Origin of the sequence: Variovorax sp. Root473 (assembly GCF_001426505.1) — a bacterium.
In the GTDB taxonomy this organism is placed as follows: domain Bacteria; phylum Pseudomonadota; class Gammaproteobacteria; order Burkholderiales; family Burkholderiaceae_C; genus Variovorax.
Map to the genome: position 1 here is coordinate 321,589 of NZ_LMEV01000013.1, position 20,458 is coordinate 342,046.

The 20,458-nt window shown below is 68.9% G+C and carries 19 protein-coding genes and 1 pseudogene; 11 read left to right on the forward strand and 9 right to left on the reverse strand.

Annotated features, from left to right (window positions below; all coding sequences use genetic code 11):
* Positions 1 to 10: 10 nt before the first annotated feature.
* From mdeB to ASD34_RS07965, 10 genes and pseudogenes are all read left to right on the forward strand, one after another.
* Positions 11 to 2,671, forward strand: coding sequence for an alpha-ketoglutarate dehydrogenase (gene mdeB, locus ASD34_RS07925; RefSeq protein WP_056575295.1), 2,661 nt, complete (start codon positions 11 to 13; stop codon positions 2,669 to 2,671).
* A gap of 77 nt (positions 2,672 to 2,748) precedes the next feature.
* Positions 2,749 to 3,525: a FadR/GntR family transcriptional regulator gene (locus ASD34_RS07930; protein WP_056575298.1), complete on the forward strand. Its 777-nt coding sequence runs from the start codon at positions 2,749 to 2,751 to the stop codon at positions 3,523 to 3,525.
* Between the two features lie 111 nt (positions 3,526 to 3,636).
* Positions 3,637 to 3,777 (forward strand): annotated as a pseudogene (locus ASD34_RS27490) (MFS transporter); the annotation flags it as partial.
* A 16-nt stretch (positions 3,778 to 3,793) separates the two neighbouring features.
* Complete coding sequence (gene ltnD, locus ASD34_RS07935) at positions 3,794 to 4,729, forward strand: L-threonate dehydrogenase (protein ID WP_056575301.1); 936 nt, start codon at positions 3,794 to 3,796, stop codon at positions 4,727 to 4,729.
* 42 nt (positions 4,730 to 4,771) lie between these two features.
* Positions 4,772 to 5,785 (forward strand): D-erythronate dehydrogenase, encoded by a 1,014-nt coding sequence (gene denD / locus ASD34_RS07940; protein ID WP_056575305.1) that lies wholly within the window; start codon positions 4,772 to 4,774, stop codon positions 5,783 to 5,785.
* A gap of 3 nt (positions 5,786 to 5,788) precedes the next feature.
* Entirely contained in the window at positions 5,789 to 7,072 is a 1,284-nt protein-coding gene (otnK, locus tag ASD34_RS07945) for a 3-oxo-tetronate kinase (RefSeq protein WP_056575308.1), read from the forward strand.
* Positions 7,069 to 7,734 (forward strand): aldolase, encoded by a 666-nt coding sequence (locus ASD34_RS07950; protein WP_056575310.1) that lies wholly within the window; start codon positions 7,069 to 7,071, stop codon positions 7,732 to 7,734. The genes otnK and ASD34_RS07950 overlap by 4 nt, the downstream gene beginning before the upstream one ends.
* A 12-nt stretch (positions 7,735 to 7,746) precedes the next feature.
* Complete coding sequence (gene otnI, locus ASD34_RS07955; protein ID WP_056575313.1) at positions 7,747 to 8,565, forward strand: 2-oxo-tetronate isomerase; 819 nt, start codon at positions 7,747 to 7,749, stop codon at positions 8,563 to 8,565.
* Positions 8,562 to 9,764 (forward strand): amidohydrolase family protein, encoded by a 1,203-nt coding sequence (locus ASD34_RS07960; protein WP_056575316.1) that lies wholly within the window; start codon positions 8,562 to 8,564, stop codon positions 9,762 to 9,764. Before otnI ends, ASD34_RS07960 begins: the two co-directional genes overlap by 4 nt.
* Entirely contained in the window at positions 9,761 to 10,216 is a 456-nt protein-coding gene (locus ASD34_RS07965) for a RidA family protein (RefSeq protein ID WP_056575319.1), read from the forward strand. The genes ASD34_RS07960 and ASD34_RS07965 overlap by 4 nt, the downstream gene beginning before the upstream one ends.
* A 111-nt stretch (positions 10,217 to 10,327) precedes the next feature.
* On the opposite strand, the gene ASD34_RS07970 is transcribed toward ASD34_RS07965, so the two are convergent.
* The 9 genes from ASD34_RS07970 to ASD34_RS08010 form a co-directional block, all read right to left on the reverse strand.
* The gene (locus ASD34_RS07970; protein ID WP_056575323.1) at positions 10,328 to 10,978 is read right to left on the reverse strand and encodes a TetR family transcriptional regulator C-terminal domain-containing protein; all 651 of its coding nucleotides are present in this window, start codon (positions 10,976 to 10,978) and stop codon (positions 10,328 to 10,330) included.
* Positions 10,975 to 11,937, reverse strand: coding sequence for a PDR/VanB family oxidoreductase (locus ASD34_RS07975; protein ID WP_056575327.1), 963 nt, complete (start codon positions 11,935 to 11,937; stop codon positions 10,975 to 10,977). The genes ASD34_RS07970 and ASD34_RS07975 overlap by 4 nt, the downstream gene beginning before the upstream one ends.
* Before the next feature lie 21 nt (positions 11,938 to 11,958).
* Entirely contained in the window at positions 11,959 to 12,552 is a 594-nt protein-coding gene (locus ASD34_RS07980) for an NAD(P)H-dependent oxidoreductase (protein ID WP_056575330.1), read from the reverse strand.
* A 151-nt stretch (positions 12,553 to 12,703) separates the two neighbouring features.
* Entirely contained in the window at positions 12,704 to 13,732 is a 1,029-nt protein-coding gene (locus ASD34_RS07985) for an ABC transporter substrate-binding protein (protein WP_056575333.1), read from the reverse strand.
* 57 nt (positions 13,733 to 13,789) lie between these two features.
* Positions 13,790 to 15,187 (reverse strand): FAD-binding oxidoreductase, encoded by a 1,398-nt coding sequence (locus ASD34_RS07990; RefSeq protein ID WP_056575336.1) that lies wholly within the window; start codon positions 15,185 to 15,187, stop codon positions 13,790 to 13,792.
* A gap of 114 nt (positions 15,188 to 15,301) precedes the next feature.
* Entirely contained in the window at positions 15,302 to 16,192 is an 891-nt protein-coding gene (locus tag ASD34_RS07995) for an ABC transporter permease (protein ID WP_200937541.1), read from the reverse strand.
* Positions 16,170 to 16,994 carry an ABC transporter ATP-binding protein gene (locus tag ASD34_RS08000; protein ID WP_056575341.1) on the reverse strand — a complete coding sequence of 275 codons (825 nt, stop codon included), beginning with the start codon at positions 16,992 to 16,994 and terminating at the stop codon, positions 16,170 to 16,172. The genes ASD34_RS07995 and ASD34_RS08000 overlap by 23 nt, the downstream gene beginning before the upstream one ends.
* A gap of 22 nt (positions 16,995 to 17,016) precedes the next feature.
* A complete protein-coding gene (locus ASD34_RS08005; RefSeq protein ID WP_056575345.1) occupies positions 17,017 to 17,838 on the reverse strand; it encodes a creatininase family protein in 822 nt (273 codons plus the stop codon).
* A 147-nt stretch (positions 17,839 to 17,985) separates the two neighbouring features.
* Positions 17,986 to 19,611 (reverse strand): MFS transporter, encoded by a 1,626-nt coding sequence (locus ASD34_RS08010; protein ID WP_056575348.1) that lies wholly within the window; start codon positions 19,609 to 19,611, stop codon positions 17,986 to 17,988.
* 83 nt (positions 19,612 to 19,694) lie between these two features.
* On the opposite strand from ASD34_RS08010, the gene ASD34_RS08015 reads away from it, so the two are divergent.
* The gene (locus ASD34_RS08015; RefSeq protein ID WP_056575351.1) at positions 19,695 to 20,405 is read left to right on the forward strand and encodes a glycosyltransferase; all 711 of its coding nucleotides are present in this window, start codon (positions 19,695 to 19,697) and stop codon (positions 20,403 to 20,405) included.
* The last annotated feature ends 53 nt before the right edge of the window (positions 20,406 to 20,458 follow it).

The following is a 20,458-nucleotide window of genomic DNA, read 5'->3' on the forward strand; positions in this document are numbered from 1 at the left end:
AAGTGCTGGCATGAACGCCCCGATCTCCGCCGACCAGATGCGCGCCCTGTTGCTCGACACGCCGCCGTCGCACGACCCCGATCCCGAAGAGACCGCCGAATGGCGTGACGCCTTCCTGGCGCTGGCGCAGACGCAAGGTCCGCAGCGCGCGCGCCAGATGCTGGCCGAGCTGGCGCGCCTGGCGCGGCAGCAGCGCATCGGCTGGCAGCCCGAACTGGCCACACCGTACGTCAACACCATCGCCGCGGCCGACCAGCCGCCGTTCCCGGGTGACCTCGCGATCGAGGAAAAGCTCGCCTCGCTCATGCGCTGGAACGCGCTCGCCATGGTGGCCAAGGCCAACCAGGCGTACGGCGAACTCGGCGGCCACATCGCCAGCTACGCCAGCGCGGCCGACCTGTTCGAGACCGGCTTCAACCACTTCTTCCATGCGCGCAGCCCGGCGCACCGCGGCGACCTCGTGTTCTTCCAGCCGCACAGCGCGCCCGGCGTGTATGCGCGGGCCTACCTCGAAGGCCGCCTGAGCGAAGAAGACCTGAACCACTACCGCCAGGAACTCACCGCGCCCGCCTTCACCGACGGCAGCGGCGCGCGCGGACTGTGCAGCTACCCGCACCCGTACCTGATGCCGGACTTCTGGCAGTTCCCCACGGGCTCGATGGGCATCGGCCCGATCAGCTCGATCTACCACGCGCGCTTCATGCGCTACCTCACGCACCGCAACCTCTTGAACTGCGAAGGCCGCAAGGTCTGGGGCGTGTTCGGCGACGGCGAGATGGACGAGCCCGAATCGATGAGCGCATTGACGCTCGCCGCGCGCGAAAAGCTCGACAACCTCGTGTGGGTCGTCAACTGCAACCTGCAGCGCCTCGATGGCCCGGTGCGCGGCAACGGCCGCATCATCGACGAGCTCGAAAAGCTTTTCGCCGGGGCCGGCTGGAACGTCGTCAAGCTCGTGTGGGGCAGCGACTGGGACGGCCTGTTCGCGCAGGACGTGAGCGGGGCGCTCGCGCGCGTCTTCGCCGAAACCGTCGACGGCCAGATGCAGACCTTCGCCGCGAAGGACGGCCGCTTCAACCGCGACAACTTCTTCGGCCAGAACCCCGAGCTCGCGCGCCTGGCCGAAGGCATGACCGACGAGCAGATCGACCGCCTCAAGCGCGGCGGCCACGACCTTGTGAAGATCCACGCCGCCTACGCCGCAGCCGCCGCGCACAAGGGCCAGCCCACCGTGATCCTCGCCCACACCAAGAAGGGCTACGGCATGGGCAGCGCCGCGCAGGGCAAGATGACCACGCACTCGCACAAGAAGATGGGCGACGTCGATCTCATCGAGTTCCGCGACCGCTTCAACCTGCCGCTCACCGACGCGCAGGCCACCGCGATGGACTTCTACCGTCCCGCCGAAGACAGCGCCGAGATGCGCTACCTGCGCCAGCACCGCGAAGCGCTCGGCGGCGCCATGCCGCGCCGCGAGACCGCATGCGAGGTGGTGCCCAAGCCCGACATCGCGAGCTACGCGCAGTTCGCCACCGCGGCGGCCGGCAAGGAGATGAGCACCACCATGGCCTTCGTGCGCATGCTGGGCAACCTCATGAAGGACAAGGCCCTGGGCCCGCGCATCGTGCCCATCGTGGCCGACGAGGCGCGCACCTTCGGCATGGCCAACCTGTTCAAGCAGGTCGGCATCTATTCGAGCGTGGGCCAGCGCTATGCGCCGGAAGACATCGGCTCGGTGCTGAGCTATCGCGAAGCCACCGACGGCCAGATCCTCGAAGAGGGCATCAGCGAAGCCGGCGCCATCGCCAGCTGGACGGCCGCGGCCACCAGCTACAGCGTGCACGGCCTGGCGATGCTGCCGTTCTACATCTACTACTCGATGTTCGGCTTCCAGCGCGTGGGCGATGCCATCTGGGCCGCCGCCGACCAGCGCGCGCGTGGCTTCCTGCTGGGCGCCACCTCGGGTCGCACCACGCTCGGCGGCGAAGGCCTGCAGCACCAGGACGGCAGCAGCCACCTCGTGGCCGCGACCATTCCCAACTGCAAGGCCTACGACCCGGCCTTCGCGGGCGAGATGGCCGTCATCGTCGACGCGGGCATCCGCGAGATGATGGTCGAGCAGCAGGACGTGTTCTATTACGTCACGCTCATGAACGAGAACTACGCGCAGCCCGACCTGCCGGCCGGCGCCGAGGCCGACATCCTGCGCGGCTGCTACCGCTTCGGCACGTATGCCCCTGCGTCGGGAAAGGCGAAGAAGAGCGTCACGCTGCTGGGCTCGGGCGCGATCCTCACCGAGGTCATCAAGGCCGCGCAGCAGCTGGCCGACGAAGGCATCGCGGCCGAGGTGTTCAGCGTCACGAGCTGGAGCGAGCTCGCGCGCGACGGCCAGGCCTGCGAGCAGCGCGCGCTGGCCGGCGAGAAGAATGCCGGCACGCCCTTCGTCGCGCAGCAGCTCGGCAAGGGCGGCAAGGGGCCGATCGTCGCCGCCACCGACTATGTGCGCGCCCTGCCCGAGAGCGTGCGCGCCTTCCTGCCCGAAGGCCGCCGCTACCTCACGCTGGGCACCGACGGCTTCGGTCGCAGCGACACGCGCGCGGCGCTGCGCGGTTTCTTCGGCGTGGACGCGGCGAGCATCGCGCGGGCCGCGCGGTACGCGCTCGGCCTCTGACGCCGGCGCAGATGCGGCCATGCGGCGTGGTGCAGTGCCTGCGTTAGAGTCGCAGGCCCCACCGCCTTCCCGCGCCCATGACCGCCCGTTTCCAGTCCCTTGCTCCCGCCGTCCGCCTGGCCGACCAGGTGGCCGACGCGCTCGTGGCCGAGGTGCGCAGCGGGCGCTTGTCGGAGGGCGACCGGCTGCCCACCGAGACCGCGCTGGCCACCCAGTTCGGCGTGAGCCGCACGGTGGTGCGGGAGGCAGTCTCGCGGCTCAAGTCGCTCGGGCTGGTCGATTCGCGCCAGGGCAGCGGCATGTACGTGCGCGCCGCCGGCGTCGAGCCGCTGCGCTTCGAGATGCCGCATGTGGCGTCGCGCGAAGCGGTGGTGCAGATGGTCGAGCTGCGCCGCGCGCTCGAGGCCGAGGTGGCCGCGCTCGCGGCCGAGCGCCGCACGCCCGAGGACATGCAGCGCATCCGCGAGGCCATCGACGCGCTGCACGCGGCGGTATCGATGGGCGGCAACGGCGCCGACGAGGACGTGCGCTTTCACCGCGCCATCGCCGAGGCCGCGCGCAACCCGTTCCTCATCGGCACGCTGCAGTACCTGCGGCAGTTCCTGCATGGCGCGACCCGCGTCACGCGCGCCAACGAGGCGCGCCGTGCCGACTTCGTGCGCGAGGTGGCGCAGGAACATGCGCGCATCGTGGAGGCCATCGACGCCGGCGACCCACTGGCCGCGCGCGAAGCCGCCAAGGCCCACATGGACAACGCCATCCGCCGCATCGAGCAGGCCGACCCGGCGTTCTGGCAGCAGGAAGGCGCCCAGCTCGCCCGACCCCTGGTCGAAGGCTGGCCTGCGGGCAAGTAAGCCCACGCTCACAATCTGTTGATGAGGCCGCGCCATGCGGGTTATCCCGTGGTCGGTTGAATCCTTAAATTTGTATGATGACCTGACAAATAAAAGGATTCACGCCCTCGCGGCTTTGTGAGCCCGGACCTCATCGGCTACCTGAAGGACCTCACGGGCAGCACGCAGATCGGCATGTACATGCTGGCCGGCGCGCTGGTGCTCGGCGCCGTCGGCGTGTGGCTCACGCCCAAGCAACTCGTCAATCGCTGATCGAAGGACACACGACATGACTTCTTCTTCCACCCCCCCCGTCGTCGGCCTCGTGGGCCTGGGCGCCATGGGCAGCGGCATGGCGCAATCGCTGCGCCGCGCGGGCCATGCGCCGCATGTGTTCGACGTGCGCCCCGGCGTCGCCGCAGCCTTCGCGCGCGAAGGCGGCACCGCCTGCGACACGCTGGCCGCGCTCGGCGCGCAGTGCGACATCGTGGTCAGCGTGGTCGTCAACGCGGCGCAGACCGAGTCGGTGCTGTTCGGCGACGCCGCCACGCCCGGCTCGTCCGGTTGTGCGGCGTCGATGAAGCCCGGCAGCCTGTTCGTGATGTGCTCCACCGTCGACCCGAACTGGTCGGTGGCGCTCGAGGCGCGCCTCGCGCAGCAGGGCATCCTGTACCTCGACGCGCCGATTTCCGGCGGCGCTGCCAAGGCCGCGAGCGGCCAGATGACGATGATGACTGCCGGCACGCCCGCCGCCTACGAGAAGGCCGGCGCCATGCTCGACGCGATGGCCGCCAAGGTCTACCGCCTGGGCGATTCGGCCGGCGCGGGCAGCAAGGTGAAGGTCATCAACCAGCTGCTGGCGGGCGTGCACATCGCCGCCGCGGCCGAGGCCATGGCACTGGGCCTGCGCGAAGGCGTGAACCCCGACGCCCTGTACGAGGTCATCACCCACAGCGCCGGCAACAGCTGGATGTTCGAGAACCGCATGGCCCACGTGCTCGCGGGCGACTACACGCCGCTGTCGGCCGTCGACATCTTCGTGAAGGACCTGGGCCTGGTGCTCGACGTGGCGCGCGCCAGCAAGTTTCCGCTGCCGCTGTCGTCCACCGCGCACCAGATGTTCATGCAGGCCTCCACCGCCGGCTTCGCGCGCGAGGACGATAGCGCGGTCATCAAGATCTTCCCGGGCATCGAACTGCCTGCTGCGAAAGAATCGAAGAAATAGCATCGAGCTTCAGCGCTCATCGACCCAGGAAAGACACACACCATGAACGTTCTCATCACCGGCGGCTGCGGCTTCCTTGGCGCCCGCCTCGCCCGCACCCTGCTCGCAGGCGGCCCGCTCGCACTGGCCGGCGGCGCGGCGAAAGACATCGCACGCATCACGCTCGCCGACCGCGTGCCGCCGCCCGCCGACCTCGCGGCCGACGCGCGCATCCAGTTCGTGCAGGGCGACCTGTACGAACAGGCCGCCAACGGTGCATTGCCGCTGGCCGACACGGACGCCGTGTTCCACCTTGCCGCCGCCGTGAGCGGCGAGTGCGAGGCCGACTTCGACCTCGGCATGCGCAGCAACCTGGACACCACCCGCGCCCTGCTCGACGCCTGCCGCAGCGCGGGCCATGCGCCCGTGTTCGTGTTCTCCAGCTCCGTCGCCGTGTTCGGCGATTCGCCGGAGCAGCGCCTGCCCGCGGTGATCGAAGACACCACGCTGCCCACGCCGCAGAACAGCTACGGCATCCAGAAGTTCATCGGCGAACAGCTCGTGGCCGACTACACGCGCAAGGGCTTCGTGCAAGGCCGCAACGTGCGGCTCATGACGGTGTCGGTGCGTCCGGGCCGTCCGAACGGCGCGGCCTCCAGCTTCCTGAGCGGCATGCTGCGCGAGCCGCTGGCCGGCGTGCGCGCGCGCTGCCCCGTGGGACCCGAGACGCCGGTCGCGCTGGCCTCGCCCGGCAACACCGTCGCCGGCATCGTGCGCGCCGCCACCGCAACCGCCGCCGAATGGGGCGCGCGCACGGCGATCAACCTGCCCGCGCTGACCACCACCGTGCGCGAGATGGCGCAGGCGCTCGAACGCATCGCCGGCACCGAGGCCACCGCCCTCATCGACTGGGAGCCCGACGCCGCCATCGCGAAGATCGTCACCAGCTGGCCCAGCCGCATCCACGCCGCGCGCGCCGAGGCGCTGGGCCTGAAGGCCGATGCCAGCTTCGACGACATCCTGCGCGACTACGTGCGCGAGAACGCACAGGCGGTCACGCTGGCGCTGAAGGGCTGAGCGATGGCGAAGCTTGTGCTCGGCTGCATCGCCGACGACTTCACCGGCGCCACCGACCTGGCCAACAACCTCGTGCGCGCGGGCATGCGCGTGGTGCAGACCATCGGCGTGCCTGACGGACCTCTCGATGCCGACGTGGATGCCGTCGTGGTCGCGCTCAAGTCGCGCACCATCGCGCCGGCCGAGGCCATCGCGCAGTCGCTCGACGCGCTGCGCTGGCTGCAGGCGCAGGGCGCGCAGCAAATTTATTTCAAGTACTGCTCGACCTTCGACAGCACCTTCACCGGCGAGGTCAGGGGCAACATCGGCCCCGTGACCGAGGCGCTGATGGATGCGCTGGGCTGCGACTTCACCATCGCCACGCCCGCCTTCCCCGACAACAAGCGCACCGTCTTCAAGGGCTACCTGTTCGCGGGCGACGTGCTGCTCAACGAGAGCGGCATGCAGAACCATCCGCTCACGCCGATGACCGACCCCAACCTCGTGCGCGTGCTGCAGGCGCAGTGCACGCGCAAGGTGGGCCTGATCGACCACGCGGTGGTGGCACGCGGTGCGGACGCCATCGACGCACGCATCGCGCAATTGAAGGCCGAGGGCGTCAGCATCGCCATCGTCGATGCAGTCTCGAACGACGATCTGCTGCGCATGGGGCCGGCGCTCGCGAAGCTGCCGCTGCTCACGGCCGGCTCGGGCGTGGCGATCGGCTTGCCGGCCAACTTCGGCCTCGCGCCGTCGTCGCAGGCCAGCGCGCTGCCGAAGGCCGGCGGCAAGACCGCCATCGTCTCGGGCAGCTGCTCGCTCGCCACCAACCGGCAGGTGCTCGACTTCATCCAGCGCGGTGGCGCGGCCATGGCCATCGACCCGCTGCGCATCGCCGCAGGCGTGGACGTCGCGGCCGAGGTGCTGGCCTGGGCCGCACCGCTGATCGACAAGGGCCCCGTGCTCGTCTACTCGACCGCCGAAGCCGGCGCCGTGAAGTCGGTGCAGGGACGGCTCGGCGTGGAAGAAGCCGGTGCGATGGTCGAACGCACCATCGCCGCCATTGCGCGCGGCCTGGTCGAGCGCGGTGTGCACCAGCTGGTGGTGGCCGGCGGCGAAACCTCGGGTGCCTGCGTGCAGGCGCTGGGCATCGCGCAGATGCAGATCGGTCCGCAGATCGACCCCGGCGTGCCGTGGTGCCATGCGCGCTGCGACGCGGCGCCCGAAGCGGGGCTGCACATCACGCTGAAGTCGGGCAACTTCGGCAGCGACGATTTCTTCACCAAAGCTTTTACAGTGCTCGCATGACCGAGAACGAAGCCCGCGACGAAATCTGCCGCGTCGGCCGCAGCCTGTTCGAGCGCGGCTATGTGCATGCCACGGCCGGCAACATCAGCGTGCGGCTGGACGACGGTTTTCTCATCACGCCGACCGATGCCTGCCTCGGCTTCCTCGACCCCGCGCGGCTCGCGCGGCTCGATGCGCAGGGCGTGCAGACCGGCGGCGACCGCGCCAGCAAGACCATCGCGCTGCACACGAAGATCTACGCCGCCGCACGCGACTTCGACGCCGGCACGGCCTGCGTGATCCACACGCACAGCACGCACTGCGTCGCCCTGACATTGGGCAACCCACAGGCCGAACTGCTGCCCGCGCTCACGCCCTACTTCGTGATGAAGGTCGGCCATGTGCCGGTCATTCCGTACCACCGCCCCGGTGCGCCCGAGGCGGCCGAGCAGGTGGCGCAAACCATCACGAGCTACGGCGCGGCCGGCACGCCGATCCGCGCGGCGATGCTCGCGCGCCTGGGCCCCAACGTCTGGCACGAGACGCCGGCCGCCGCGATGGCCGTGCTCGAAGAGCTGGAAGAAACCGCGCGCCTGCAGATGCTCACGCAGGCCACACGGCCCGCGCCGCTCACCCCCGAACAGATCGATGAACTGCGCCGCACATTCGGTGCGCGCTGGTAGTACAAACACCCCATGCCCCAATTCGCCGCGAACCTCTCGATGCTCTACCCGGAGCTCGCATTTCTCGACCGCTTCGACGCCGCCGCGAAAGACGGCTTCCAGGCCGTCGAGTACCTCTTTCCCTACGACTTCTCGAAAGAGGAAATCGTCGCGCGCCTGAAGCACAACGGCCTGCAGCAGGTGCTGTTCAACGGCCCGCCCGGCGACTGGGCCGGCGGCGAGCGCGGCCTGGCCTGCCTGCCGGGGCGCGAGGGCGAGTTCCGCGAAGGCATCGCCAAGGCCATCGACTACGCCGTGGCGCTCGACTGCCCGCGCATCCACGTCATGGCCGGCCTCGTGCCCGAAGGCCTTGCACGCGATGTGGCAGAAGCCGTCTACCTCGAGAACCTGCGCTGGGCCGCCGCCGAGGCCGCGAAGGCCGGGTGCGATGTGCTGATCGAACCGATCAACACGCGCGACATCCCGCGCTTCTTTCTCAACCGGCAGGACCACGCGCACCAGATCGTCGAGACCGTCGGCGCCGCCAACCTCAAGGTGCAGATGGACCTGTACCACTGCCAGATCGTCGAAGGCGACGTGGCGATGAAGCTGCGCCAGTACCTGCCGACCGGCCGCGTCGGCCACCTGCAGATCGCGGGCGTGCCCGAGCGGCACGAGCCCGATGTGGGCGAGCAGAACTATGACTACCTCTTCGGCGTGATCGACGAGGTGTCGGCGCAGTGCAGCTGGCAGGGCTGGGTCGGTTGCGAGTACCGCCCGCGCCGCGGCATGGCGCCCGGCGGCACATCGGCCGGCCTGGGTTGGCTGCGCGACTGGCGCCAGCGCGCATGACGACGCTTGAGGCGCTGCGCATTCCGGCGCCGCTGCGGGGCTTTGCAGCCACAGGCGATGCGCAGGTCTTCGACGTCACGATCGATGGCGACACGGTCGTGGCCATCGCGCCGAGTGCGTCGCAGACGCAGGCGCGCGGCACGCTGCTGAGCGCGCTTGTCGAGGCACACGCGCACATCGACAAGAACTTCACCGTGCAGGACGTCGGCGCTGCGCAGGGCGACCTGTTCACCGCCATCGAGCGCATGGGCCGCCACCGCGCGAGCTGGACCGGCACCTCGCTGCGCCTGCGCATGGAGCGCGCGCTGCACGAGGCCTGGCGCGCCGGCACGCGCGCGCTGCGCACGCACCTGGATTGGGTCGAGCCCGAACCGCCGGCCGCGCTGGCCGTATTCGAGGCGCTGCGCGAAGAATGGGCCGGCCGCATCGAGCTGCAGTTCGTCGCGCTCGTGCCGCTCGATGTGTTCGCCGACCTCGCCGCCGGTGAGCGCATCGCGCGCGACGTGAAGCGCGCGGGCGGGGCGCTGGGCGCTTTCGTCTACCGCAACGAAGGCCTTGTCCACAAGCTGGGCCGCGTGTTCGATCTCGCACAGCAGCACGGGCTGGGGCTCGACTTCCACGTCGACGAAGGCCTGGACATCGACGCCAGCGGCCTGCGCAGCATCGCGCAGCTGGTGCGCGCGCGCGACTTCAAGGGCCCGGTGGTCTGCGGCCACGCCTGCTCGCTCTCGGTGCAGGACGATGCGGTGGCCGCCGAAACGCTCACCTTGTGCGCCGGCGCCGGGCTGCACCTGGTCGCGCTGCCGACCACCAATCTCTACCTGCAGGGCGCGTGGGACCGCACGCCTGTGGCGCGCGGCATCACGCGCATCCGCGAGGCGGCGTCGCACGGCCTGCGCGCGAGCCTGGCCACCGACAACGTGCAGGACGCCTTCTATCCCTACGGCAGCTACGACCTGCTGGAGCCCTTCGGCCTCGGTGTGCAGATGGCGCACCTGGCACCCGCCGCCGACTGGCTCGACACCATCACCGTGAACCCCGCGAAGGCGCTGGGGCTCGCGTGGGACGGCCGCATCGCGCCGGGCTGCCCGGCCGATCTGGTGGTGCTGGCCGCCACCGACGAACACGAACTCATCGGCCCGCGCGGACGGCAACGCACCGTCTACCGCGCAGGCCGGGCACTGGAGAACACACCATGAGCATGGGCAAGCCGATGGCCAACTATGCCGCCGCCAAGCGCGTCGGCGATTTCGTCTTCATGAGCGGCGTGGTCGCCGTCGACCCGGCCACTCGCCGCGCGGTGGCGGGCTACGACGCCATCCCGGAAGAAGCCCGCACCGCGCTGCAGGGCGTGGGCTATGCCACGGGCCAGATGTCGGTCGACATCTTCGAGGCGCCCATCGTGGCGCAGAGCTGGTTCGTGCTGGAGCGCATCCGCCAGATCGCGGCCGAGCACGGCGGCACCATGGAAGACGTGGTGAAGCTGGTGCAGTACTTCCGCCACCTGCCGCACTACGCCTTCTACAACCGCGTGCGCGGCCTGTTCTATCCGGGCGAGCCGCCGGTGAGCACGGTGGTCGAGGTGTCGCGCTTCCTGCCGGGCGACGAGGTGCTGGTGGAAGTCGAAGCGACGATGTTCCTGCCGAAATAGGTACTCCCCCAGGCTTCGCGCACTTCGTGTCGCTTCGCCAACCCCCTCGCCGGGGGCAACACCTGCGGCCCGGCAAAGCCGGTTCCGCGGTGTTCCGCGAAAAGTCCTGCCCTACTTGACGCCCGCGCCCTTGAGCAGGAACTCCGTCACCTGCTCGATCAGGTAGCGGCGGTCCTTGTCGTCGCCCTGTTGCGCCGTGTTGCGGTAGTAGGCGGCCTGCGTTGCGTGGTCCGCGTAGAACTGCGTCACGGCCCAGATGTGGAACAGCACCAGCATCGGGTCAGCTTTGTCCATCAGGCCCTGGTTCATCCAGTTCTGGATCACGGCGGCGGCCTGGTCGGTGCGCTGCTTGCTCGTGTCCATCATGCTGTTGATGACGGGCGCGCCACGCATCATCTCGGCCGTGAAGATGCGCGAGCGCAGCGGGTGCTCGAACGAGAACATCATCTTGCGCTGGATCAGGTCGCCCAGCACCTTGCGCGGGCCGAAGGCCTCGTCGCTGAAGCCGAACACCACGATCCAGTCGCTCAGGATGTCCTGCAGCACCTGGCGATACAGCGCCTCCTTGCTCTCGATGTAGTAGTGCAGCTGCGCCTTCGACAGGCCGGCCTTGTCGGCGATGGCCTGCGTCGAGGCGCCGGCCAGGCCAACGCTTGCGAACACCTCGATGGCGGCCTGGTTGATGAGGCCGAGCATCTGCGTGTACTTGCGCGAACGCCCGCGCGTGGCCGGCGCTTCGCTGTCGGTGTCGGTTGTGCTCACAGCTGCAGCACCAGGTCGGGGCCCTTGGCGCGCGAGCAGCACAGCGCCACCTTGCTGCGCCGCTCGGTGCCCGTGAGGCAGAAATCGCGGTGCTCGGCGCCCTCGCCATCGCCCTCGACCACGCAGGTGCCGCACAGGCCCTGCTGACACGACACGGGGATGTCGATGCCGACTTCGTGCAATGCATCGACCGCGGTCTGGTCGGCCGCCACCGGCACCTCGATGCCGCGCCGCGCCAGCTTCAGCGTGAAGGGCAGACCCGTGGTGGCGGCGGCCGTGCCGGTGGGCGCGGCGAAGTACTCGGTGTGCAGCGCGTCTTCGGGCCAGTGCGCGGCGGCCTCGCGCACGGCCTGCATGAAGCCGCCGGGGCCGCACACGTACAGGTGCGTGTCGGGTGTGCGCTCGGCCAGCAGCGCGCGCAGGTCGATGCGTTGCGTCGCGTCGCCCTGGTCCAGGTGCAGCTTCAGGTGCGGCGCCAGCGCGGGCGCGTGCAGCGCCTCGGCGAACGCCAGGTGCTCTTCGCTGCGTGCGAACACGCACAGCGTGAAATCGGCACCGCGCGCGGCCAGTGCCTGCGCCATCGCCAGCAGCGGCGTCATGCCGATGCCGCCGGCCAGCAGCAGGTGGCGACGGGCTTCGGCGCGCAGCGGGAAGGTGTTGCGCGGCGCGGTGATCGCGATGAGGTCGCCTTCGCGCACGCGCTCGTGCATCGAAGCCGAACCGCCGCGGCTCGCATGCTCGCGCTTGACGCCGATCACGTAGGAGCCGGTGCTCGAGGGCGCGCGCGCCAGCGAGTACTGGCGCGAGAAGCCGCCGGGCATGTGCACGTCGATGTGCGCGCCGGCCTCGTAGCCGGGCAGTGCGCGGCCCCACGGATGCGTCAGCTCGAAGGCCAGGATTTCCGGCGTCTGGCGCGAGATGCGTTCGACGCGGACGGTCAGCGTGCGTTCGAGGCTCATGGTGTGTGTCTTCCTGCGTGTCTACTGGATGTTGTGCAGCGTGCGCGCCACGCGCGCGATGAAATGGGTGCGGTCGCGGTCGGTGGCGGCGTTCATGTCGTGCAGTTGCAGCCACGTCACCTTGCAGCGCCACGCGAACAGCGCCCGCAGCGCGCGCGTGAACAGCCGCCGGCCCGGGTCGCCGATGGCCATCACGAACCAGCGAGGCGAGCCGCCGGTGGTCACCACCGTCAGCCGGCGGATGTGCCGCATGCCCGACTTCGCGAGTTGTCCCTTGCGTTCCGCGGGCAGGAAGGCGACGCCCGGCAGCCACACGCGCTCGAGCCAGCCCTTGAGCATGGACGGCGGTCCATGGAACCAGGTGGGGTAGACGAACACCAGGTGCTCGGCCCACAGCAGCGCTTCGACGTGGGGTTTCACGCGTTCGCGGATCAGTTCGGGGTTGTCGAGGTAGGCGATGCGCTCTTCGCGTGTCAGCGTCGGGTCGAAGCCCTCGGCGTACAGGTCGATGGCCCGCACGGAATTGCGGGGCTGCAGCGCGTCGAGGGCGGTGCGGTAGAGCGCGTGGTTGAAGCTGTCAGGGTTCGGATGGCAATGGACGACGAGCGTTTTCATGGTTCGGGCCGGTTCGCCTGTTCGGCGAGACGGGGTCAGAGCCCAAGGAACAAAGGCCGCGCAGTGCCTTATGGCAACCCAGGCGCCGGCATCTGACCCCGGCGCAAGCCCCGCGCGACCCACGGGAAAAACAACGAAGCGAACGGCTTGCTTATTTGCCGGTGAGCTTCTTGCGGACGTCGACACCGACGCCCTTGTTGACGAACTGCGTGCTCACGACCTTCGACAGGTCGATCTCGCCGGGCTTGTACAAGCCGGCCTTGACCATCTTGTCGTAGAAGTCCTTCACGCGTGCCTCGTCCATGGCGCCGATGCCCTTGGTGAGCGCGTCGCCGCTGTCCACGATGCCCATCTTCTTGATGAGTTCGGTGGAGCCCTGCAGCGCGGCGGGCGTGGCGTCGGGGTTGGTCTTGGCCATGAGCTCGTTGGCGGCCTTGTTGTCGCCGTAGAGGTAGTTGTTCCAGCCGACGATCGAGGCCTCGACGAACTTGCGCACCGTCTCGGGCTTGGTCTTGATCAGGTCCGCGCGGGTCTCGATGGTGGTGGCGTAGGTCGAGAAGCCGTGGTCGGCCAGCAGGTGCACCACGGGGTCGAAGCCGGCCTGAGCCTTGATCGACAGCGGCTCCGAGATGGCGTAGCCCTGCTGGATCGATTTCTTGTTGGCCAGGAACGGGCCCACGTTGAAGGTGTAGGGCTTGAGCTGCGAATCCTTGAAGCCGTGGTCCGACTTCATCCACTGCCAGAAGCTGAACTGGCCGTCCTTGCCGATGAAGGCCACGGGCGCCTTGGTCAGGTCCTTGAAGGTGTCGTAGCCCTGGCCTGGATGGGCGAACATGGCCTGCGGGTCTTTCTGGAAGATGGCCGCGACCACCACGGTGGGCACGCCGTTCTTCACGTTGTCGAACGACTGCAGCAGGTTGCCGGCCATGAGGAAGTCGACCTTGCCGGCCGGCAGCATGGGCCGGTTGTTGACCATCGGGCCGCCCTGCTGGATGTCGACGTCGAGGCCATACTTCTTGTAGGTGCCGTCCACCAGCGCCTGGTAGAAGCCGCCGTGGCCGGCCTGCGCTTTCCAGTTGGTGGCGAACACCACTTTTTCCTGCGCCTGCGCGGCGAATGCAGCGCCTGCGAGGGCCAGGCCGAAGGCCAGCGGCCGAAGAGAGACAGCGGGGATGCGCATGGGGACGGACTCCTGTGGAGGTTGGGGTGGGGACGGGATGCGAAGACTATTTGTTTTTCAGCGCTCGACGGCCATGTCGGGCGTCCAGCCGCGCGTTTTTCCGGGGTTCATCAGGCCCATCGGATCGCTGCGCTTCTTGAACTCGATCTGCTGCGTGTCGATGGTCTTCATGCCGCCGTCCTCGATGGTGAAGACGTGCGGGTTGAAGATCTGCGCGCCGCCCTGCGACTCGATCTCGCGCATCACCTCGTACTGATGGGCCTCGCCCTTCCAGCGCACGAGCAGGATGCCGAAGGTGCCGCACTGGCCGTTGGCGCGCGCGAAGTCCTGGTGCTGCAGCACGTCGTCGCCGAAGATGTTCAAGTGGCGCTCGACGACTGAAGGATCGAAGGGCTGGGCGTACGCGACCTGCAGGTAGGTCCAGCCGCGGTCGGCTTTCAGCGCCTGCAGCGTCGTGTGGTTGAACGCGCATTCGTAGGCGGGCGGCAGGCCGTCGGCGAGCAGTTCGGCCTCGGTGCCCGCAACGGAGATCGTGCCGCCATGTGTACCGGCCAGCGCGCGGAACTCGGCCATCGATTCGGGCGAGACCATGGTGAAGACCGCGTGCCGGTCGGGCGGAAAGCGGTCGCGCATCGCCGTGTAGTAGGGCGAGAAGCGCGCCTCCACCGTCGAGAGCAGGAAGATGTCGAGCGTCGGCGCCTGCGCCGCGATGCCGAAGTCGAGAGCGCCGCGGTACGTTTCGAACAGCACGGTGCAGTGCACCCAGTCGACCGCCGGGCTCAGCGCCACTTCCACGTCGAGGATCACGCCGTTGGTGCCGTAGGCGTGGTGCACCTGCTGGATCTCGTCGCCCACCAGCTCGATGACGCGCGGCTCGCGCTCCACCGTCATCACGCGCGCGCGCAGCAGGTTGCCAGGGTCGCGCAGGATGCCGTGGCGAAACGACCCGATGCCGCCGAAGCCGCCCGCGATGAAGCCGCCGATGCTGGCCACGTGCCAGGTCGAAGGCCACATGCGCAGCGCCTGGCCGATCTCGCGCGCGGCCAGGTCGATGTCGTGCATGCGCGCGCCGGCCTCGACGCGGATGCGGCCCTCGGCCAGGTCGAGCACGCGGCACATCTGCGTCACGTCGAGCACGAGCCCGCCTTCAAGCGGCACGCACTGGCCGTAGTTGCCGGTGCCGCCTGCGCGCACAGTGAGCGGCAGCTTCCACTTGGCGGCCACGGCCGCGGCCTGGCGCACGTCGTCCTCGGTGCTGACCTTGACCACGAGGTCGGCCACGCAGCCCGCGAGCTGCGCCGTGAGGATGGGGCTGTACCAGTAGAAGTCTTTCGAGAGCTGCTTGCGCTGGCTGGGCGTGGCGATCACGTTCAGGCCGCGCAGGTCCTCGCGCACGGCGTCCCAGTCGACATCCAGAGGTGAAGGCCGTTCAAGGATCTGAGAGGCTGTGTTCATGGTGTCGCCTTGCAAGGGAACACCGCGGAACCGGCTTTGCCGGGCCGCTGGTGTTGCCCTCGGTAGGGGGTTGGAGAAGCGACACGAAGTGCGCGTAGCCTGGGGGCGAGCCAATTACCTTTCACGGCGCATTTCGCTTTCATGCCAGTGGCCGAGCACGAGGCGCGACAGGGCGGCGAACACGATGAAGATCACGATGCCCAGCAACGACACCAGCAGCAGCGCCGCGAACATCATCGGGATCTCGGTGCGGAAGCTCGATTCGAGGATGCGCGAGGCCAGCCCCGTTTCCTTGCCCGCCGTGCCGGCCGTGAACTCGGCCACCACCGCGCCGATGAGGCTCAGGCCGCCGGCGATCTTCAGGCCCGCCATGAAGTACGGCAGGGCGCTGGGCGCCAGCAGGTAGCGGAAGGTCTGCCAGGGCGAAGCCTTGTACAGCTGGAACAGGTCGCGCAGGTTGCTGTCGGCGCTTTTCAGGCCGATGACGGTGTTCGACAGGATGGGGAAGAAGGCCACGATCCACGCGCACAGCAACAGCGCCGCGGTGGTGCTCGACACGTAGATCAATATCAGCGGCGCGATCGCGATGATCGGCGTCACCTGCAGGATCACGGCGATCGGGAACAGGCCGATTTCCACCCACTTGAACAGCGCGAACGCAATCGCCAGCAGCACGCCGCCGACGATGGCGGCGCCGAGTGCGAGCAGCGTGAGCTTCACCGTGAACCACAGCGCGCCCGAGAGCGAGGCCCAGTTGTCGAACAGCGTGGTCAGGATCAGCGAGGGCGCTGGCAGGATGTAGTGCGGGATGTCGTTGGCGCGCACCATCCACTCCCACACCAGCAGCAGCGCGGCGACGATGACGACCGGCACGACGACGCGCAGCGTGGCCTCGCGCCGGCGCAGCTTGTCTTCGTGCGCGCGCAGCGTCTCGGCGGACGGCGTGGCTTCGTTGGTGGTGGTGTCGAGGGGCATCACGGTTTCAATGGTCGATGTCGAGGCCATGGAGCGCTCCGTGCAGAGATTGCGAAACAGCCGTGCAGTGCGCGTTGTAGCGGCTGGAGGTGCGGAAGGCCTCGCCGCGCGGGTAGGGCTCGTCGATGGCGATCTCGTCGATCACGCGACCCGGGCGCGCCGCCATCACGACGATGCGGTTCGACAAATACACCGACTCGTACACGCTGTGCGTGACGAACACGATCGAGAAGCGGTGCTCGCGCCAGATGGCCAGCAGGTCGTTGTTGAGCTTGATGCGCGTCATCTCGTCGAGCGCGGCAAAGGGCTCGTCCATGAGCAGCAGGCGCGGGTGCGTGACCAGCGCGCGCGCGATCGACACGCGCATCTTCATGCCGCCCGAGAGTTCGCGCGGGTACACGTCGGCAAAGCGCGAGAGGCCGACCAGTTCCAGCACGTGCTGCACCACCGGCGCGGCTTCGTCGCGGCTCATGCCCGCGAGCTTGAGCGGCAGCCAGACGTTGTCGAACACCTTGGTCCAGGGCATGAGCGTGGGCTCCTGGAACACGAAGCCCAGGTCGCGGTCGCTCTTGCTGTCCTTGGCGCTGCCGGTGTTGGCGCCCGACCATTGCATGTCGCCCGAGCTGATGCGCGTGAGTCCGGCGATCAGCCGCAGCGCGGTGCTCTTGCCGCAGCCCGAGGGGCCCAGGAAGCTGACGAAGTCGTGCTCGCCGATGTCGAGCGTCATGCCCTGCAGGGCGAGCGTGCCGTTGGCGAAGCGCTTGCCGACGTTGCGCAGGCGGACCAGCGGTGTGGCCAGGGGTGCGGCGGTGGATGGCGTGGGGCTTTCCATGGAACTCCTTGTGCAGGCGGGCTCAGCGCCAGGCGGGAACGTTGGCCAGCCGCTCCATCGGGAAGCGGTCGATTTCGCGCAGCAGCTCGACGAAGCGCTGGCCGACGTGGTCGAGCACCGCGGCGCCCTTCTCGGCCGTGGCGCGCGTGGCGTCGCCCGCGGCGCCGGCCGGGTTGATGTCGTGCATCTGCCAGCCGAGCTTGCCGCTGGGCGTGATCGACAGGAACTTGTTTTCGGCCGCCAGCTGCTCGGTCATGGAACTGAAGTTCTGGAACTGGTCCTTGCGCACGTAGTCGGGCGTGAGGTGCAGCATCACCGAGCTTTCGAGGTCGCCGGCATGGATGCCGTGCTTGCCTTCGTGCGCGGTGAACAGGCCTTCGGGCAGGCCCAGCGTGTACCAGTTGGCGGCCACGACCATCATGTGGTGCTCTTCGCGCAGGTCGCGCGCCACGATGTCCATGACGCTCATCTGGCCGCCGTGGCTGTTGTAGAGCACCAGTTTGCGCACGCCGGCCTTGGCGACGCAGGCGCCGACGTCCTTCCACAGCGAGATCAGCGTGTTCGCCGACACCGTGAGCGTGCCCGGGTAGCGCGAGTGCTCGTTGCTCTTGCCGTAGGGCACGGTGGGCAGGAACAGCACCGGCAGGTCGTCGGGCAGGTAGGGCAGGCAGGCCTGCACCATGCCGTCGATGGTGGCGGTGTCGGTCGACATCGGCAGGTGGGGGCCGTGCTGTTCGGTCGCGCCCACGGGCAGCACGGCGATCAGCCGTTCGCGGTCGAGGCGGGAGAACTCTTCACTGGTCAGGTCGGACCAGAAGCGGCTGCGCAACGGGGGCGGATTCATCGTGGCAAACCTCATGGAACGGGTGGGGAGCCTAAATTATCCACGTGGTCAAAAAAAGTAGACCATGCGTGGATACCCTTGCCTGGCCGCTTGCAAGTGGCATGCCAGCAAAATCATGCAGGTGGTCAAAACACCTGCGGGCCCCGTTCAGCGCCGCACGACGAAGCGCGTGATCACCGGCGCCGTTTCGCCGAGGTGGAACGCCAGCCGCCGCTCGCGCAGCGCCATGTCGGCGGCGGTGGCGCGGTTGAAGCGGCGCAGGTGGTCGGTCCACGACTCGTCGACGATCTGTTCCACGTAGCGCTCGGGCTGCGCGATGTCGTGCAGCAGCTCCCAGCCGATGGCGCCCTGGCCCAGGCGCGCGCGGCGGGTCTCCTGCATCACGAGGTGGAAGGCCGCGGCGCGCGACGGGTCGATGAGGTACTCGACCGTGATCACCACGCGGCCATCTTCCTGCGGCGCCTCGGCCGGCGGGCCGGTGGCCCAGCCGGCCTGGGCGGGGCGCACGTCGTCCTCGCCGCTCACGTCGGTCACCCAGCGGATGGCGGCCAGCATCAGCAGCGTGCCGCTCACGGCGGCGATGGCCAGGCTCAGCGTCAACGACGTGACGGTGGCCACCTGGCCCCACAGCGCCGCGCCGATCGCGCTCGCGCCCATGATCGCCATCTGGTAGGTCGACATGCCGCGCGCGCGCACCCAGTCGGGCAGCGCGAGCTGGGCCGACACCGACAGCGAGTTGGCCACCGTGATCCACGCCATGCCGCCGAAGAACATCGCCGGCACCGCGACCCAGGCGTTGGGCGCGACGGCCATCACGGCCGTGGCGGCCGACTGCAGCATGGCGCCGCGCAGCACGAGCTGGTCGCGCCCGAGCGCCTGGCGCAGCCGCGGCAGAAAGAGCACCGCGATGATCGCGCCCGTGCCCATGGCGGCCAGCAGCAGCGTGAAGGTGCCGGCGCCGCCGCCCTGGAGGTTGCGTGCCAGCAGCGGCAGCAGCGCCAGCAGCGCGGTGGAGTGGAAGAAGAAGAGCGACACGCGCGTGAGCACCGCCCGCATGCGCTGCGACTGGCGCACGAACTGCACGCCCACGCGCATTGCGCTGATGAGCTTCTCGCGGCCCAGCGGGTTGGGCGTGTGCTCGCGGCGCCAGCGCAGCACCACGAAGCCCGAGGCCACCGACAGCACTGCGTTGAGCGCGAACACCCAGACGCTGCCCGCGCTCGCGATCAGCATGCCGGCCGTGAGCGGGCCGACGATGCGCGAGGCGTTCATGGCGATGCCGTTCAGCCCCAGCGCCGCCGGCAGTTGCTGGCGCGGCACGAGCTCGGGCACGATGGCCGAGAACACCGGCCAGCGCAGCGCCAGCCCGATGCCGTTGGCGAAGGTGAGTGCCAGCAGGAGCGGCGCGGTCATCACGTCGAGCGCGATGGCGGCGCACAGCACCACGGCCGTGCCGGCCAGCCAGAACTGCGTGGCCACGAGCCAGCGCCGGCGATCGAGGATGTCGGCCAGCGCGCCGCTTGGAAGGCCCAGCAGGAACACGGGCAAGGTGGAAGCCGACTGCACCAGCGCCACCCAGATCGGCGAGGAGGTGAGCGAGGTCATCATCCACGCCGCCGCCACATCGCTCATCCACATGCAGATGTTGGCGATGAGCCAGGTGCTCCACAGCATGCGGAACACGGGGAGCTTCAGGGGCTCGAGCGCCGTGAGGTTCGAGGGCTGCGGCTGGGCCGGCGGGAGGGGTGTCTCTTCGGGGGATATGGGCGGCATGTCGCGCTATTGTGGCGCGAAGCTTTCGGCGCATGGCCTGTGCAATACTGCCGCCGCCCGCAGCCCATCTTCGCGAGAGAACAATGATCGATATCGTCAGCGCGACCCGGTGTTCCGAGGCCGAGTTCTGGGCTGAGTCTGCGCTGGGACAATCGCTGCGCCGGCTCGACTTCGATGGCCGCCTGAGGCCGCGTGTGAGCTTCGAGAACCGGCGCGGCCTGCCAGAGGTCTACAACAGCGCACTCACGGCGCCCGATGCCCGCGACATGCTCGTCTTCGTGCATGACGATGTGTGGCTCGAAGACCTCTTCCTGGCCGACCGTGTGGCGCAGGGACTGCGCGCCTACGACGTGATCGGCCTGGCGGGCAATCGGCGCCAATCGGAACAGCACGTGAGCTGGAACTATCTCGGCACCGCCCTTGTCTGGGACGACCTGGCGCATCTTTCGGGAATCATTGCCCACGGGCCGCAGCCGTTCGGCCCCGTCAACTGCTTCGGCGCGGTGCCCGCCGATTGCGAGCTGCTCGATGGCGTGTTCCTGGCGGCGAACCGCCGCACACTGCTGTCCAGTGCCGTGGCATTCGATCCGCAGTTCGACTTCCACTTCTACGACATCGACTTTTGCAGAACCGCGCGCCGGCAGGGGCTGCGATTGGGCACCTGGCCGATTTCCGTGACGCACCAGAGCGGCGGTGCTTTCGGGAGCGCGGAATGGGCCCGGCTCTATCCGCTGTATGCGCACAAATGGGCAGGCGCGGGTGCGCCATCCCTGGAGTCCGACGGCGGGCCCTAGCTGTGAAGAGTCAAGAGGTTCTTTCGTGACTTTGCGATTCGGGACATAGGCGG